The 17,682-nt window shown below is 42.9% G+C and carries 15 protein-coding genes; 5 read left to right on the forward strand and 10 right to left on the reverse strand.

What is annotated here, in order from left to right:
* Positions 1 to 317 precede the first annotated feature (317 nt).
* A complete protein-coding gene (locus tag XBJ1_RS03325) occupies positions 318 to 941 on the reverse strand; it encodes a TfoX/Sxy family DNA transformation protein (protein ID WP_012987350.1) in 624 nt (207 codons plus the stop codon).
* A 224-nt stretch (positions 942 to 1,165) separates the two neighbouring features.
* Here XBJ1_RS03325 and sulA point away from each other — a divergent pair, with 224 nt between their 5' ends.
* Both sulA and ompA read left to right on the forward strand, forming a co-directional pair.
* Positions 1,166 to 1,774, forward strand: a complete 609-nt coding sequence (gene sulA, locus XBJ1_RS03330; protein WP_430515362.1) for an SOS-induced cell division inhibitor SulA — start codon at positions 1,166 to 1,168, stop codon at positions 1,772 to 1,774.
* 355 nt (positions 1,775 to 2,129) lie between these two features.
* Positions 2,130 to 3,251, forward strand: coding sequence for a porin OmpA (ompA, locus tag XBJ1_RS03335; protein ID WP_012987352.1), 1,122 nt, complete (start codon positions 2,130 to 2,132; stop codon positions 3,249 to 3,251).
* A gap of 74 nt (positions 3,252 to 3,325) precedes the next feature.
* Here the strand turns inward: ompA and matP are convergent, their stop codons facing one another.
* Complete coding sequence (gene matP, locus XBJ1_RS03340; RefSeq protein ID WP_012987353.1) at positions 3,326 to 3,775, reverse strand: macrodomain Ter protein MatP; 450 nt, start codon at positions 3,773 to 3,775, stop codon at positions 3,326 to 3,328.
* Between the two features lie 205 nt (positions 3,776 to 3,980).
* Between matP and XBJ1_RS03345 the strand changes: the two genes are divergently transcribed.
* Together XBJ1_RS03345 and fabA are read left to right on the forward strand one after the other, a co-directional pair.
* Positions 3,981 to 5,711 carry an AAA family ATPase gene (locus XBJ1_RS03345; RefSeq protein ID WP_012987354.1) on the forward strand — a complete coding sequence of 577 codons (1,731 nt, stop codon included), beginning with the start codon at positions 3,981 to 3,983 and terminating at the stop codon, positions 5,709 to 5,711.
* Between the two features lie 84 nt (positions 5,712 to 5,795).
* Positions 5,796 to 6,314 (forward strand): bifunctional 3-hydroxydecanoyl-ACP dehydratase/trans-2-decenoyl-ACP isomerase, encoded by a 519-nt coding sequence (gene fabA / locus XBJ1_RS03350; protein ID WP_012987355.1) that lies wholly within the window; start codon positions 5,796 to 5,798, stop codon positions 6,312 to 6,314.
* Positions 6,315 to 6,421: 107 nt separating this feature from the next.
* On the opposite strand, the gene rmf is transcribed toward fabA, so the two are convergent.
* From rmf to rlmKL, 6 genes are all read right to left on the reverse strand, one after another.
* A complete protein-coding gene (rmf, locus tag XBJ1_RS03355; protein WP_012987356.1) occupies positions 6,422 to 6,580 on the reverse strand; it encodes a ribosome modulation factor in 159 nt (52 codons plus the stop codon).
* Between the two features lie 135 nt (positions 6,581 to 6,715).
* A complete protein-coding gene (gene pqiC / locus XBJ1_RS03360; RefSeq protein ID WP_012987357.1) occupies positions 6,716 to 7,318 on the reverse strand; it encodes a membrane integrity-associated transporter subunit PqiC in 603 nt (200 codons plus the stop codon).
* On the reverse strand, positions 7,318 to 8,982 hold the full coding sequence (gene pqiB, locus XBJ1_RS03365) for an intermembrane transport protein PqiB (protein ID WP_173346395.1): 1,665 nt from the start codon (positions 8,980 to 8,982) through the stop codon (positions 7,318 to 7,320). Before pqiB ends, pqiC begins: the two co-directional genes overlap by 1 nt.
* Complete coding sequence (pqiA, locus tag XBJ1_RS03370) at positions 8,969 to 10,237, reverse strand: membrane integrity-associated transporter subunit PqiA (RefSeq protein WP_012987359.1); 1,269 nt, start codon at positions 10,235 to 10,237, stop codon at positions 8,969 to 8,971. Before pqiA ends, pqiB begins: the two co-directional genes overlap by 14 nt.
* Before the next feature lie 161 nt (positions 10,238 to 10,398).
* Positions 10,399 to 12,309, reverse strand: coding sequence for an ABC transporter ATP-binding protein (locus XBJ1_RS03375; protein ID WP_012987360.1), 1,911 nt, complete (start codon positions 12,307 to 12,309; stop codon positions 10,399 to 10,401).
* A gap of 4 nt (positions 12,310 to 12,313) precedes the next feature.
* Entirely contained in the window at positions 12,314 to 14,431 is a 2,118-nt protein-coding gene (gene rlmKL, locus XBJ1_RS03380) for a bifunctional 23S rRNA (guanine(2069)-N(7))-methyltransferase RlmK/23S rRNA (guanine(2445)-N(2))-methyltransferase RlmL (RefSeq protein ID WP_012987361.1), read from the reverse strand.
* A gap of 123 nt (positions 14,432 to 14,554) precedes the next feature.
* Between rlmKL and XBJ1_RS03385 the strand changes: the two genes are divergently transcribed.
* A complete protein-coding gene (locus tag XBJ1_RS03385; protein ID WP_012987362.1) occupies positions 14,555 to 15,667 on the forward strand; it encodes a YcbX family protein in 1,113 nt (370 codons plus the stop codon).
* A 247-nt stretch (positions 15,668 to 15,914) separates the two neighbouring features.
* Here XBJ1_RS03385 and XBJ1_RS03390 read toward each other — a convergent pair whose 3' ends face one another.
* Together XBJ1_RS03390 and pyrD are read right to left on the reverse strand one after the other, a co-directional pair.
* Positions 15,915 to 16,466 carry a cell division protein ZapC gene (locus XBJ1_RS03390; protein WP_012987363.1) on the reverse strand — a complete coding sequence of 184 codons (552 nt, stop codon included), beginning with the start codon at positions 16,464 to 16,466 and terminating at the stop codon, positions 15,915 to 15,917.
* A gap of 160 nt (positions 16,467 to 16,626) precedes the next feature.
* On the reverse strand, positions 16,627 to 17,637 hold the full coding sequence (pyrD, locus tag XBJ1_RS03395) for a quinone-dependent dihydroorotate dehydrogenase (RefSeq protein ID WP_012987364.1): 1,011 nt from the start codon (positions 17,635 to 17,637) through the stop codon (positions 16,627 to 16,629).
* Between the last annotated feature and the right edge of the window lie 45 nt (positions 17,638 to 17,682).

The raw sequence follows: 17,682 nt of genomic DNA on the forward strand, positions 1-17,682 counted from the left end.
TCATTATTATAGTATTTTACTGGTATAATAAATGATATATTTCTATTATTAACTTCCTTACTGGTTTGAATTATTTTCGTTACAGATAATTGATAACTTGATTAATTTATCCGAGTAATTTTATCTCTTTGACAGAAAATAAATTATAAGGAAATGAACCCTGAAATAGATGTTTACATAAAAATGGAGTGGTAATAAATAAAACTATTTTGTACGGAATTGAATCCAGAATAAATCTGGCTCTGCGGCTGTAACGTGCCATCAAACTCGAAAAGGTATATCTGAATAGGGGCTATGCCCCTATTTTTTATAATTCGTTAAGAATGATAACCCGAATTACGCGGGTCTAATTCCTTATGCCAGAGCAGCAAATCATCACGGACTTTCTCTGGTAATACGGCAACATGGCAACCTTCTATCGCACCAGCCAACGCAAGCAATATGCTGACATTCGTCTGTTTTCTGTGTTGCTGTAATTTAAGGTAAGCCGCTTTTGCTCCCAGCATATGCAACTCTTCTACTTTAGATATGCCGACTTTCCATAGTTGGCGTTCTAAAGTCATTCCCAAGTTAGGGAGATCTTTTAACCTAAGGGGCATTTTTTGCTTATCGATAATTTCTGCCATTGTATATTGATAAGCTAAGTTGACATATTCAAACAACTGCTTTTGATCCTGCCAAAGTGACTCATTAACCCGGTAGTATCGTAAAGTCACAGGAATGCCCCTTTTTGAAAAAATAAATTTCTCCATGCCTCTGGCTTTAAATAATACCTCAGCATGACTATTTCCTCGTAAATAAAGTTCACCATCTGAACTAATGGCAAATAAAACCCCATCAAGTAACAACCCAAACCCACCAAATTGAGATTTTTTCTTAAGTTTTCCCAATGAAGATACGCCGTGTTTCAATTGAGCAAAACGCGCCCCAGATAAAAACATTTTTATCACTCCATGAATTATATCTCAATTAATATCTTTCCCTGTTGCTATTAACAAAATAGATAACAAGAACAAGTAATTAAAACCATACGCAATCTGTTTCCAACTGCCAATCGTTAAGTCAGAAAAAAACGGTTTTATGTAAATTTTTGCGAAGCGCTTTGAAAAAAAATAGGCTTGCTTTTAAGTAAATAGCGATATACTGTATAAATATACAGTTCATTGTGACGAGAAACATTATGGGCATTCGATCATCTTGGGGATATCTGATTGAGAAGAAAACGGCAGTGAACGGAACGGAGAAAGAACAAAAAACAGACAATTATCCGGTTTTCAAAATAGACAAAATGACAAGTCTCAAAACTGCCAGTCGGCTATCTTTTGTCGAATCATCCCAATCTGATTCACAAGTAGTAAAAGGAATGGTCAGTGAACTGATCTACTGTGAGCACCAGCCAGCTATCAATCACCTTCTGCTTCCTTTACTCCGTCAATCCGGGCATGAAAATCGCTGGTTACTCTGGGTTACACCCAATAAAAGATTGAGTCGTCAGTGGCTGATGAGTTCTGGTTTACCTTTAGATAAAGTCGTTCAATTAAATCAAATCCGTCCTGTTGCATCAATTGATGCCATGGAAAAGGCTCTGGCGAGTGGCAACTACAGTGTAGTTCTGGGCTGGCTACCAGAGCTATCTGAGTATGACGTGCAAAAGCTACAACTGGCCGCCCAGAAAGGTACGGCGTTGGGATTTATTATGCGCCCACAAAACTCGGCTCATCATTTCAAACCACCAGTAAACAGGTTACAAATCTATTCTGTTTACTATCATTGACTGGAATTGAGATTTATCCCAATTTCTTTTATAAAAAATAAGCTACTACTGCTACCTATCCTTGTTTTCAATGGAAATCAATATATTAATGCTGTCAATATTGTAAATGTTCGTCAAAAACATTCATAATTTGTATGGATGAAACTAAAAATTTTGTGCCACGAGTCACAGTGTACTTGTAAGTTTTTAAGTTCGTTGTAGACTTTACTCAGTTTAGATTTGTACTAGCCGCCCTTATATTTTTCAGGACGCATCTAGTGATAGAAGTACAAATACTTAACTAGACATTTTAACCAATGGCTAATAATAAGGCTTTTAAGGCCAATTGCCTATTTGGATGATAACGAGGCGTAAAATGAAAAAGACAGCTATCGCAGTAGCAGTGGCAGTGGCAGCTTTCGCAACTGTTGCTCAAGCAGCTCCAAAGGATAACACCTGGTATACCGGTGCTAAGCTGGGTTGGTCTCAGTACCATGACGTGAATTTTTACGGCAATGGATATGATAACCAAATCGGTAACGGCCCTACTCGCAAAAACCAGCTGGGTGCAGGTGCCTATGTTGGTTATCAGGCAAACCCATATCTAGGATTTGAATTGGGTTATGACTGGCTGGGTCGCATGGCATATAAAGGCAGCGTCAACAACGGTGCTTTCCGTGCTCAAGGCGTTCAACTGGCGGCCAAACTGAGCTACCCAGTTATGGATAATCTGGATGTCTATACTCGCCTGGGTGGTATGGTATGGCGCGCAGACTCTTCCGCTACTTATAATGCTAACGCATTAGGTGGTGCAGGTGATAAAGATCAGCGCAGACTGAAAAACAACGACACAGGTGTTTCTCCACTGGCTGCCATTGGTGTTGAATACGCTCTGACGAAAGATCTGGCAACCCGTCTGGATTACCAGTGGGTCAACAACATCGGCGATGCAGGCAGTGTCGGTGCCCGTCCAGATAACGGTATGCTGAGCGTTGGCGTTTCTTATCGTTTTGGTCAAGATGACGTGGCTCCTGTCGTTGTACCTGTTGCTCCGGTTATTCCAACGCCTGCGCCTACTGTTGAAAACAAGAGCTTTACTCTGCGCTCTGACGTTCTGTTCAATTTCAACAAATCAACGTTGAAAACAGAAGGTAAACAAGAGCTGGACAACCTTTACACCCAACTGGCCAAAATTGACCCAAATCAAGGCAGAGTTCTGGTAATCGGCCACACTGATCGTATCGGTAGCCAGCAGTACAACTTGCCATTGTCCCAGAAACGTGCTGAATCCGTTGTTGATTATCTGGTAGCTAAAGGCATCCCGGCAGCCAGCATCCAAGCAGAAGGCCGTGGTAAAGAAGGTTCTGTCACTGGCTCTACATGCGATAACATCAAAGGTCGCGCTAAACTCATTGACTGTCTGGCTCCAGACCGCCGTGTAGTTATCAATATTCAGGGTACTAAAGAGATCGTTACTCAGCCAAAAGCGGCACAGTAATAGTCACACTGCCCTCCATATTTAATTAAAAACCCCATGTTAACATGGGGTTTTATTGTTTCTGTCTATAGCTCTTATTTCCCCAAAATAGCTTCCAAATCCTGCTTTAGACTCGACATTTGATGGGTATATTTTTCTCTATATTCTGCATCTTCCAGCAATTGCACTATCGTTTCTGATAAGGTATTGCCACGACGTCGGGAAAGAGCAGAAAGCCGCTGCCAAACCCGGAAATCCAAATCGATGGATTTTTTTCGCGAATGTTGATGTTCCGCATTAAAATGACGTTTACGCCGCGCCCGAATCGTCTGTTTCATCCGGTTGGATAAATCTGGGTTCATATGCCGCGAAATCCATTTCAGTACCTTAATTGGCTCACGCTCTAACTGCATCAACTCAATGATCGCATCCTGCGCTGCGCTCTTTTCAATGTATTTAGTAATTAGCTCACCTTCACGATATTTTTTCGCTAAATAAGCCCATTTCCAGCCACATTCCAGATTTTCCAATTGCTGATATTTCATTTTATCTCTCAGTGACAGCGTAACTTAAATTAAGCATAGCAATTATTTCCCTTAATTGCTCACAGCAACACAGTATATTAGAATATTTTATAGATAATTAATGAGTTAACTCAAATGTCATACCTTTCAAAGATTATGACATGTCGGTTCATTGCCTAATCTTGTATAATAAACGTTTCCCTTTTCACTATATGTAGCTATCACTTTGACGAATATAAAATTAGACTGGCAGGCATTACAGCTAAACAGTACGCCTTATCAAGCACTCTTCAATTCTGTCGCTGAATTAGCACCCGTCACTATGGATGCAATTCAATCCAGGTTACACAATGGGTTAACCCTCTTTTGTCAGGCCGATCTGCGTCAGCCTTTTATGTTAGTAAAGGCGGATGAGAGTGATATTTATCTGTCTCATTTATCTGATACTATCTCAGCTTTACTGCCGGAAAGTCGTCCAAAAATCGGTGGTTACTATCAGATAGAACACCAAACCATTACTTGGCGTTCTTCTGGTGAAGGCTCCTTTGCACCAACTGAACGGGTTGCTTATCGCGAATGGATTGAACCGGAGCAATTATTCGGCAACATCTACACCCATCAAGGTGCACTTCAGCTACAACCTGGCCTTATCCATCAGGTCAATGGCGGTGTCCTGATTTTGCCTTTACGTACCCTACTTTCTCAGCCATTAATGTGGGTTCGTCTTAAGCAGATGATTATCCAGCGCCGTTTTGATTGGCTATCACACAATGAGAATCACTCACTGCCCCTGCCTGTACCTTCAATGCCGTTGAATTTGCAGCTCGTTCTGGTGGGAGATCGCCTGAGTATTGAGGAACTACACGCTCTTGAGCCAGAATTGGCCAACAATGCTCTGTATGGCGAATTTGAGTTGGATATGCCATTTCATGAAGAAGATGATCTAGCGCTATGGTGCCGCTATGTTAACAGAATAATTCAGCAGCAAACATTGCCTCCATTAAGCGCTGATGCATGGCCTGTACTGCTCAAACAAGCCATTCGTTATACCGAAGACCAACTCAGCTTACCTTTGGATATTCAGTGGTTACAACAAAAACTGGAAACAGCCGCCGCTTACCAACAGGAAAATCAAATCACATCGCATTCGATGCAACAAGCGGAAGATAATCGTCTCTGGCGTCATGGCTATTTGGCTGAACGTAGCATAGACGAAATTCTGAAAGGTCAGATACTGATCCGTACACAAGGCTCAGTAATTGGTCAAATCAATGGGTTATCCGTGCTCGAATATCCAGGGCATCCAGATCCGATGGGCGAACCTTCCCGCATCAGTTGCGTTGCTCATTTAGGAGACGGTGAATTTATTGATGTGGAACGTAAAGTGGAGCTAGGCGGCAATATTCATGCAAAAGGCATGATGATCATGCAGGCGTACTTGATTTCTGAATTAAAACTGGATCAGCCACAACCGTTTTCTGCTTCTATTGTGTTTGAACAATCTTATGGCGAAGTTGATGGCGACAGCGCCTCACTGGCTGAATTGTGTGCATTAATCAGCGCTCTGTCACAACAACCTATTGATCAGCAAATTGCCGTAACAGGGGCTGTAGACCAATTTGGCTATGTTCAATCCATTGGTGGCGTCAATGAAAAGATTGAAGGTTTCTTCCGTTTGTGTAACTACCGGGAGCTGACAGGTAAGCAAGGCGTGATTATCCCTACGTCCAATGTGCAACACCTGTGTCTGAATCAAGACATTATCGACGCGGTAAAAAATGGGCAATTCCATATCTGGACAGTTGAGCATGTCTCTGAAGCAGCATCACTCCTGACAGGTATTCCCTATTACGATCCACAAAAAGAACACTTGTTAGCCATTATATACGAACGCATTACACAGGCTAATAGTCAAGAGCGGCCTAAACTTCCTTGGTTTCTTCGCTGGTTAGGTTAATTCAGTTTTATCTGATCGGAGTTGTTCAGCGTACAAGTGTACGCTATCCTCTGACCTTACATAATTAAAAGGCTATCCAAAAATATGTTTAACAAACAAGAGTCCTATACAAAAGAAGAACTTCAAACCTCTGGACAAGGAGAGTTATTCGGTGAAAATGGCCCGCCACTACCTGCTGACAATATGCTGATGATGGATCGCATCATCAAAATGACAGAAACCGGAGGTGCCTACGATAAAGGCTATGTCGAAGCTGAGTTAGATATTAATCCTGAGCTGTGGTTCTTCCGTTGCCATTTTGTCAATGATCCCGTTATGCCAGGTTGCCTCGGCCTTGATGCTATGTGGCAGCTCGTTGGCTTCTTCCTTGGCTGGATCGGGGGTGAAGGTAAAGGCCGTGCGCTTGGGGTGGGTGAAGTTAAATTCACAGGCCAAGTGTTACCAACGGCAAAAAAAGTCACCTATCGCATTAATTTTAAGCGAATTGTTAACCGTAAGCTCATTATGGGGCTAGCTGATGGTGAAGTTTTGGTAGACGGTAAACTGATTTATACCGCAAAAGATTTGAAGGTAGGATTATTTAAGGACACCAGTGCCTTTTGACTATTTCGTATTGGCTGCAAACGCTTATTTCCAGTGCTAATCACCTCCGCTACTGCGGCGGAGGTGATTATCCTAATGAATCGAGTATTAACCAAACTTACTTATCGTCAAGCACGGTCTTCCATCGCTTGACGCCAGCCACCCAACCAATGTGAACGCGCATCCAATGAATGATAAGGGCAATTCTCCCGCGGCCGTCCGTGAATTCCAGCTTGATAACCTCTGGAAAGTGCTCTTGCCAAACGGTCTCTTTTCTGTCTTTTCATGCCTTACTTCCTCATCTTATTACCATGTAAATAAAACAATGATCGTTTTTCATCCACATGGTTCTAAGTGATACCCTTATATGCAGCGAAGATCAAGCAAAGATGTTCATAGAAATGTCAAATACACCGTACCAATTATACGGAAGTAGCTATCTGACTAGCGATGGATTGAGCCAACTGACTATAACCTGTTGCCAAAGTGCGTACTAATTCAGCATAACCATCTATTTTCTGTTCCAACTCAAGCTTGAATGGCTGCTTAATCACGCCTCCCTGATTAAATAACATCCAATATCCTTGAATCATCACCTTTCCGTCATACCGTCCGTGAAAAGCGGTTATTGTGATATCCAGAGTATCCGCATTTTTCTCCAGCGGTTGTCCGGCAATCAGTCTTTGAGGAAATGCCGCGCTTAGTTCGGTGATCAAAACCTGCTTTAATTGCTGTTCTAATGGGCTAGCCCACAAGTGATTCGAAGCATTGACATAGATCACGTCCCCTGTTTGATAAACGATACCCGGTGATGCAAGGTAATCAGCAAGAGTTACGCCTTTTACCCATAACTGTCGTTCATCTTTGACACCTGATCTACTTTCCTGTGATGTACTCGTTAAAGCCGGTAGCTGATAGTAAGTTTTTTGTGGCTGACTACTGCTGCACCCTGAAATAAATACGCTACTAACAGCAAAAACACAGACAGAAATAAAAAACGCCAATCTTGACATCAACTTTTTCATTAGTTACGCGCCTTTTTGGGTTCAGGATCTTTCATCTCTTCAGCTTCAAATACCAATGCGTTGCTTTTATTGTTAAGTGTCTTCAAAACAGGTTGTAATTCACGCAAGACTTGATCCAACCGTTGCATATTATCAATCAGCTTATTGTAAGCCGGAGATCCGGGTTGAATGCCCTGCATACTGCGGTTTAATTCTTGCAGTGTATTTTGTATATCTTTGGGAAGCCCCTGAGTTTCTTTACTCGCAAGGATGCGATTTAATTCATCCATTGTTTTTTGAGCTGCCTTGATGGTTTTCTGGCTTTCTTCTAATGTCCGGGTAGCTTGAACAAATACGGGCTCAATCGGAATATTATTAATTTTATCCAGTGCCATAATGACTTTTTGCTGGATTTGAGCCAACCCACCACTTACTGTTGGCAAAATTTCATAACCTGCGATTTCATATGGACCTATCCATTTTTCCTCATTGGGGTAAAAGTCCAAATCAATGAATAATGCCCCTGTCAGTAAGTTTCCTGGCTTCAAAGAGGCTCTCAGGCCGCGCGCAATAATTTCCTCAAGTTCCTTATCAGTATAAAAACCACTACCAATCTCTTTCTCAAAACGCTCAGGTTCAATATGAATCAATACGGGAATACGAAAGTCATTATCAAGTCGCTGTCTAACGCCTTCAGTGTAAAAAGACACTTTTGCCACAGTTCCCACCCGTATACCACGAAATTCGACTGGCGCTCCCAGCTGCAAGCCACGAACTGAATCAGCGAAAAACAACAACAAGTCTTTATGCTTTGTATAGAGTGAATTTTGGATATTTTTCTCACTGTCATAAAGTTTGAAAGTTTCTTTTTCTTTAACCGGGTTGCCTAAATCCCAACCTTTCGGTACATCAAAACTGACACCGCCGCCAAACAGAGTGGATAATGATGCAACCTCGACCCGTAACCCCTGTGAGGACATGTCGAAAGCAACACCGCTGTCTTTCCAGAATCTGACACCCGTGGTCAACAATCCATCATAGGGTGCATTGACGAAAATCTGGTAGCGAATCAACCGCGATTTGGGATCAAAGGTACTGGTTTCAACCGAACCTACCCGATACCCCCGAAATAGCACCGGATCACCGGGAGTTAGCTGCCCTGCTTTTTCACTGATTAAAACCAGACGCATTCCTTTTGCATCAGGAGACGCCAGCGGAGGTGAGTCCAGTAATGAAAATTTATTCTCTTCACCGCCTTGATTGCCTGGCTGTAATTCAATAAATACCCCGGACAGTAATGTACTCAAGCCAGAAATCCCTTCACGGCCAATTTGAGGTTTAACGACCCAAAATGCAGTATCTTGGTATAATAGCCGTTCCATGCCATCATTCAGACGAGCCTTGATGATAACTTGGCCTAAGTTATCACTCAGTGACACACGTTCAACTACACCGACATCAACACTACGGCTTTTTATTTTGGTTTTGCCTGCTTCAATGCCCTCCGCATTGGATGTCATCAATGTCACTTCAGGCCCTTGATGACTGAAATGATAAAACAATATCCAGGCGCCAATAAGCACAGTGATAATTGGCACAATCCATACAGGTGACCAACTCTTGAGTTTACTGATTCTGGCCTGAGTCAGATCTTCTTCTTTATCCGTCACCTTACGACTCCTCATTTTTCTGTAACTCAAATTTATGATTGGCTTTGTCCCAAGTTAAGCGCGGATCAAATGTTATTGACGCAAACATCGTCAAAATAACAACCAGAGCAAACAGGACTGCTCCGGTGGCAGGATAGACGCTCATGAACTGCCCCATGCGAACCAGCGCTGATAGCACCGCAATAACGAAAACATCAATCATGGACCAGCGCCCGACAAATTCGACCATTTCATAGATAAAATGCATCGTTTCAGAATCATGACTGCTCTGACTCTTCGCATCCCAGCACAGCCAACTGATAGCCAGCATTTTCAGTATAGGCACCATAATACTGGCGATGAAAATAACCATTGCAACCGGATAAGAACCTGTGCTCCAAAGTAGAATAATGCCTTCCAGAATGGTGGAGTTAATATGGCTACTCAATGCCTGAGTCACCATAATCGGCAGCAGGTTTGCTGGAATATAAAGTATGGCGGATGTTATCAATAGTGCCATAGTGTATTGGAGGCTATAGCGACGACGGGCATGCCCCGTAGTAAGACAGCGGGAACACTGCGGCTGCTGGGCTGGCAAGATGGCGGTACAACACAGACACAGCCTGACACCTTGCACCAAACCCGGTTTACCTGCCTGTAAAGGTATACACACTTCAGGCGCTGGCTCTATTTCATTCCAAAACCAGTGTCTGTCAAGACATTGAAATGCTCTGACCTGAAACAGGCAGAACAGACAATAAGGCAAGAAACTCAACCCAATACCAATGTCGCCATAAGCCATTAACTTGACAAAGCTAACTAACACTCCTGCAAGGAAGATCTCTGCCATGCACCAGGTTTTCATCTGAAACAGAATACGCGCCAGCTCAATTTTCAAGCGACGCGCCATTTTAATGTTCTGACACAAGAGAATAATGGCGACCATGCAACATGCCGGTACGAGCTGAACAAAAATCAGGAAAAACACCGCGATGCTTGAATAGTCTTCGCTAAACATCACTTTCGGGATCTGAGGCAGCGATATTTCACTAACAATACCCGCGATATTCATGCTGACAAACGGAAAGAGGTTGGCGAGGAACAGCATCAATAATGCACTCGCTGCATAGCCTGTTGGCTGATTACGTGGCTCTTTCCACTTTGCTGTCAGCAAAGTTTCACATCGTGGGCAAGCCGCTTTGTTCCCTTGTTCCAAGTTAGGCACGGCCACCAGCATGTCACACTGAGGACACAAAACCAGCTTGTCATGCTGATGATTATTGGAACACAAAGTGTTTCTCCTGTAGCAAAATCAACAAGGCCATTTTCTTGATCTTTCAGATTGCTGCTGCGTTCACTCACCCCAGCCACATAGTAATCTATGCGTCTGGGGGATTTATTCACTTACCGCCACACTACAAATTGAAATTTATTGGAAATAGGCAGCAGTCATCATCCATTTTTTATCATTTCCAGTTCCTGCCAGCGATCAAAAGCTTTTTCCAGCTTCTGCTCTTTATTTGCCAATTCATTCAGAACATTTTGTGTGATTGCGTGTGGTTGATTGAAGAATTCAGAATCACCGACCTGGGATTGCAATTGTTCTATTTCTTCCTCTAACGTTTCTAATAATGATGGTAGTTGTTCTAACTCTCGCAGTAAATGGTAACTTATCTTATTGCTTGTTCGTTTAGATGTTTCTTTAGACTTTACTGCTTTCGTCTCGATACTATTTTTTTTCTCTGAAGACTGGTGTAAAGAGATAGTCTGCGTCCGTTGTTGTTGGGCATCGTAATAACCTCCTACATAGTTATTGATTTCGCCATTGCCTTCAAAAATCCAGCATTCAGTCACGGAATTGTCAACAAATTGACGATCATGGCTAACCAAAATTACCGTACCTGTATAGCCATCAACCAATTCTTCGAGTAATTCCAGCGTTTCAACGTCAAGGTCGTTGGTCGGTTCATCAAGAATGAGTAAGTTGCTCGGTTTCAGGAACAGGCGCGCCAGCAACAGTCGGTTACGTTCACCGCCAGAGAGAGCCCGCACAGGCGTCATCGCTCGCTTAGGATGGAAAAGGAAGTCCTGCAAATAACCCAGTACGTGACGGGAGCGTCCATTCACCATCACTTCCTGCTTGCCTTCTGCAAGGTTATCCATGACAGTTCTGTCCGGATCTAATGCGGCACGATGCTGATCAAAGTAGGCCACTTCAAGTTTTGTCCCACAATGAATGCGCCCACTATCTGACAGCAAATCTCCCAGCATCAGTTTCAATAATGTCGTTTTTCCACAACCATTTGGCCCAACCAAAGCAATTTTATCGCCACGCTGAACTTGCGCTGAGAAATTCTTGACCAATGATTTATCACCAATCTGGTAATTCACATTTTCCAGCTCAAACACGATTTTACCGGAACGTGTCGCTTCTTCGACCTGCATTTTCGCCGTACCCATAACATTACGGCGATCGGAACGCTCCACGCGCAACGCTTTCAACGCCCTGACCCGCCCTTCGTTACGGGTACGTCGTGCTTTAATGCCCTGACGGATCCAAACTTCTTCCTGAGCCAGCTTTTTATCAAATTCGGCATTTTGTAATTCTTCAACCCGCAATGCCTCTTCCTTGCTTTCAAGGTATTTATCGTAATTTCCTGGCCACGAAGTCAGTTTTCCGCGATCTAAATCAATGATGCGCGTTGCCATACTGCGAATGAATGAGCGGTCATGAGAAATAAAAACAAGGCTTCCGTTGAAGTCTTTCAAAAAATTTTCCAACCACTCAATCGTATCAATATCAAGGTGGTTTGTTGGTTCATCAAGGAACAGAACTTTAGGCGAGCTGACTAGCGCCCTTCCCAATGCGGCCTTACGCAGCCAGCCACCGGAAAGTGAGGACAATTTTGCTTCTGCTGGCAGAGAAAGTTGTTTCAAGACATCACTGATCCGGCTATCCAGTAACCAAAGTCCCTGAATATCCAGCACTTCCTGCAATTCTGCTAGCCGATTGAGGTTCTTGTCGCTAGGATCAGTTTCCACCAGACGGGAAGCATGGTGAAATGCCTTGATGCAATCCGCCTGTTCCTTTACCCCTTCCGACACAAAATCAAATACCGTGCCTTCTACATCACGAGGTGGGTCCTGCTGTAAACGGGCAACAATCAAATCCTGCTCATAAATAACCTGACCATCATCCAATGGCTGCTCTTTTGCCAGTACGCGCAGCAGGGTTGATTTCCCTGCTCCATTGCGACCAACCAGACACACTCTTTCGTTTTCTTCTATATGCAGTTCAGTATCATCCAACAGCGGCGCATCACTGAATGATAACCAGGCACCGGAGAGATTAATCAATGACATAATATTATTTTTCCTCGCCGGCGTGACGCAGTAACCAGCAGTTATGAATCTGGCGGTTACGGGCAAAATCCTGAGATACCGTTTTCTCTGTGATTTCTTCTGCAACCAGTCCTAATTTATCAAGTTCAGCAAAATCCATTTTGAAACCTCGCTTATTGTTGGAGAACATCAGGGTTCCGCCACGACGAAGCAGACACTTAAGCTGTTTCATCAGAGTAATGTGATCACGCTGAACATCGAATGAGTCTTCCATTCGCTTAGAGTTAGAAAATGTCGGAGGATCGATAAAGATCAAATCGAATTGCTCGCGACTTTGCGCCAGCCATCCCAAACAATCAGCCTGAATCAAACGATGCTGGCGTCCGGACAAGCCATTAGCCTGTAGGTTCTTCTCTGCCCATTCAAGATAAGTGCGGGACATATCCACCGTGGTCGTAGACCTCGCACCGCCTAATCCAGCATGCACTGTCGCTGAACCGGTATAGGCAAACAGGTTAAGGAAATCTTTCCCTTGGCTCATTTCACCCAATTTTCTGCGGGCAATACGATGATCAAGAAACAGACCGGTATCCAGATAATCCGTCAAGTTGACCCAGAATTTCGCGCCATACTCGTTCACCAAAAAGAATTCTTTCTTTTCGGCCATTTTTTCATATTGATTTTTGCCTGTCTGACGCTGACGCGTTTTCAGGATCAGTTGGTTAGATGACAATTCCAGCACATTCATGGTTGCACTTATTACATCGAACAAGCGTTGACGGGCTTTGTTGGCATCTACGGTTTTAGGTGGCGAATATTCCTGAACGACGACTTTGTCCGCATAACGATCAACCGCAACGTTGTATTCGGGTAAATCCGCATCATATAAACGATAACAGTCAATACCCTGCTGCTTCGCCCACTTACTGAGTTTCTTCTCATTTTTGCGCAAACGGTTAGCATAATCATCTGCAATACCGGCATCCAGTGATTGCGGTTTGTCCGAAAGTTGATAATTCTTCTGGACACAATCCAGCGGGCCATTTTTAGCCTTAAACTCTCGTTCAGCGCGTAATTGCAAGCAACTCAACAACTCTGGCGAAGCACTGAATAATGAGAGACGCCAGCCTGGGAAGCGGCTTTTCATTATTCGTCCAAATATGCTGTACAAGGCAACCAGTGCCGGCTCACTTTCAAGACGTTCACCATAAGGCGGGTTGCTCAGTATTGTTCCCACAACGCCCTCCGTCAATGGGTTTTCCAGCTTACTCGCATCCCCTTGTTGAAACTGGATTAATTGGGCAACGCCTGCTCTGCGGGCATTTGAGCGAGCCATATCCATGACCCGACGATCAATATCCGAACCAAAAAAGCGAGAAGTCGTTTCCTGTAGCCCTTTACGGAAACGTACCTGCGCTTCAGCCATCATTTCACGCCAGATTTCTTGGTCAAATTTCAGCCATGATGTAAACCCCCAATGCTGACGGTGCAAACCCGGAGCGCCATCGGCAGCCATCATTGCCGCTTCTATCAACAATGTTCCTGAACCACACATCGGATCAATCAGCGGCGTTTCCGCTTTCCAGCCAGAGCGCAAAACAACCGCCGCTGCAAGTGTTTCTTTCAGCGGAGCTTGGCCAGCCAAATCACGGTAGCCACGGATATGCAACCCTTCTCCACTCAGATCAAGCGACAGGGTTGCTTTTTCCTTATTCAAAAAAACATCAATGCGAATATCCGGCTGTTGTTTGGCAACATCAGGACGTTGCTTTATTTTACGTACAAAGCTATCAACAATGGCGTCTTTCACTCTCAGGGCGCCATATTGTGTGTTTCTGATTTCCTCATTCGTGCCACTGAAATGCACGGAAAATGTGCTATCGACTGAAAAAATTTCGCTCCAGTCAACAGATTGAACCCCAAGATAGAGATCCAAATCGCTATAAACATTGAATTCGTTAAGCGGCATCAGGATACGTGATGCCAGCCTGCTCCAGAGCAAGCTTTTATACATCACCCGATCATCACCTTGAAAATGAACTCCACCTTGGGCAATCTTGCAGGATTGTGCTCCCAGCATTTCCAATTCATTTTTTAATAATTCTTCCAGCCCACGTGCCGTGCTGGCAAAGAGAGAGTTCATGTTATTTTTCACCACAGAAAGTCCACCACCAAAAAAATTGCTGCACATTATAGCTAATACCAGCCACATGTCATAAAGTTGCACACCTTATCAAAAAATAAAAAATATTTTTGGAGATACTGGATGATAACTCTGTCACGTCTCTATACTTACCCAGTGAAATCAATGCGTGGGTTGCAGCTCTCACACTCTCTTACCGGTGAAAGTGGCTTGATGTTTGATCGCAATTTTATGATTACTACAACAGACGGCATTTTCATGACCGCTCGCCAGTATCCCCAATTAGTGTTATTTACCCCTTTCATGCTCAATAACGGCATTTACTTACGAGCGCCTAATGGGGAAAGTGCCACAGTACTCTACAGCGATTTTAAAGAAGAGCGCCATCCTACTGAGGTTTGGAACAACCATTTTACTGCGTTGGTCGCTCCCGACGAGGTGAATATCTGGCTGAGTAGCTTTTTTGATACACCTGTGCAACTCCGCTGGCTCAGTGAAGAGTTAACCCGCCGAGTGAAGCAATTCCCTGATATCTCACTGTCATTTGCTGATGGTTTTCCCTACTTAATTATAAATGAAGCTTCTTTTCATGCGTTGCAGCAACGTTGTCCCGCCAGTATCAAAATAGAACAATTCCGTGCCAATATTGTCGTTACAGGCGCAGCACCTTTCGAAGAAGATAGCTGGCAAACCATCCAGATCGGTAATATTATCTTTGACCTGCCAAAACCATGTAGCCGCTGTATTTTAACTACAATAAGCACTGAAAAAGGCCGTAAGAATCCGAAAAGCGAACCACTGGCCACATTACAATCATTCAGAACTGCTAAAGAGAATGGCGCAGTTGATTTTGGGCAAAATGCCATTGCCCGCAATAGTGGGATTATTCGCGTAGGTGATAACGTCACTATTTTAGAAAAGAAAATACCTCGTGAATATGGCAACGGTGAGCAAGCAAAGGATTTGAATATACAGAAAGCTGCTGAACAAGCTATTTCAATTGAATTCAACGGTCAGCGTTTTACTGGAAATAATCAGCAAATTATTTTAGAGCAGTTGGAAAAACAAGGTATTAAAATCCCCTATTCATGCCGCGCGGGAATTTGTGGTTCCTGTAAAATATCGCTGATCGAAGGTAATGTGTCACCATTAAAATCGACCGCTATTAGAGATAATGGGAAAATTCTGGCGTGTAGCTGTATTCCCCAAAATGATTTGGTTATTGAATTAAACTAAATACAAATAATATATATTATTTACATAGATAATCAGGTTGTATGGATAAAAACATCTGCCTGATTTTTTATATCCAGTAGTACTGGCATTCAGCTATACTGATCGTTCCAACGTGGACTATCATTGAAAAATTTAAGACAGGAAAAATATTTTGAGATCAAAGACTCAATTTAGACAAAAAATGTTCTGAATGTTACTGTTGAGTGGTGATAAATGACAAGTGATATTAACAAAATGGCTTAATATATTAAATCACTCTGCCATATATCGTTTCCCGAGTCGGTTCAACATAAGGCATTAAACGGTCATTCATTATCTTAATGGGATCACAAAAATTCATTACTCGATCACTGAGTTCTAATTTTTGTTGTGCTAATAAACACAAACTGGCGCTATCACCGACTTCTGCCACCATGAATAGCACTTCAGTACCACAATCCTGTAAACGAACTTGAACAATTTCCCCCTGTTCCGGTTTTGTCATTACAGAGAAACTGGAGAAATACCAGCTTTTTGGCATTTGTGGTTTCATAAAACGAAATGCAACTACGCCATTCAGAGCTAATTCAGCCCGGAGTTCTGATGCAATATTAATACAACGGAAATGTTCTTCGAAAGCATAATAAAGTGCTGCATCATCGACAGAAAAAGGCATTTCTTCCATCGTGATGGCATAATCAGTCAGCATTTTGGCAAGAAAACGGGAACGGAAAACCATGCCATTAGCGAGATCGAGCATGACACGGCTGTGCTCGGAATCAAAGTACCAGCGCCACTGATCATCAGGTCTAATTTTCATTGATTACCCTTTTATGCTCAAAATAGCTTGTTTGGTTCAAAATAAATAACACTACCATAGTGGAAAACCAGAAAAAATGATAAAAATTTTAATCTGTCAGACAAAATATAGACGAGTTGAGAGTAGAAATAAACCCCCAACTCCGAATTGCGGCAAATATTCAGATATGATTAACAATATCTTTGATTAATTTTGGCCCTTTATAGATAAAACCAGAGAATATCTGAACCAAAGAAGACCCTGCTTCCATTTTTTCTCTGGCCGCAATCAGGGAATCAATTCCCCCAACACCAATAATAGGTATTTTACCTTTTAATTCTTGAGAAAGGCATCGAATTATTTCTGTACTGCGAAGTTGCACAGGACGACCACTTAATCCACCAGCCTGCTGGCAATGATTCAACCCTTCAATGAGCTTTCTGTCCAATGTGGTATTAGTAGCAATAACGCCATCAATGCGATGGCGCATTAAACTGTCTGCAACTTGTATTAATTCTTCTTCTGTCAGATCTGGTGCAATTTTCACAGCAATCGGAACATATTTTTGGAATTTCTGTTGAAGTTCACTCTGCTTATTTTTAATCGCAGATAAAAGATCATCCAACGCTTCACCATACTGTAACGTTCGCAAACCTGGAGTATTGGGGGACGAAATGTTAATCGTAATATAACCTGCGTGAGGATAAATTTTATCCATACAAATTAAATAATCGTCTTTGCCATTCTCTACTGGGGTATCTTTATTTTTGCCAATATTGATCCCAATAATCCCATCGTATTTTGCCCGTTTGACATTCTCAACTAAATTATCAACACCAAGGTTATTAAAACCCATTCGATTGATGATGCCTTCCGCTTCAATAACGCGGAACAATCTTGGTTTGTCATTTCCAACCTGTGGACGCGGTGTTACCGTTCCGATTTCCACAAAACCAAAACCCATTGCACCAAATGCGTCAATGCAATCACCGTTTTTATCAAGGCCTGCGGCCAAACCAAGAGGATTTTTGAAAGATAAGCCCATACAAGTGACGGGTTTAGTGGCAACTGACTGGCGGATAAGAAATTCGAAAGGAGTACCGGTAACAAGTTTGAGCTGGCGAAAAGTAAGCTCGTGTGCCTGTTCGGGATCAAGCTGGAACAATGCCTTCCGTAGTAGCGAATAATACATGCAATCTCCTGCGGGCGTAATGACAGGTCGGGGCGACGGTGAAAT

The sequence above is a fragment of the Xenorhabdus bovienii SS-2004 genome (assembly GCF_000027225.1).
In the GTDB taxonomy this organism is placed as follows: Bacteria; Pseudomonadota; Gammaproteobacteria; order Enterobacterales; family Enterobacteriaceae; genus Xenorhabdus; species Xenorhabdus bovienii_C.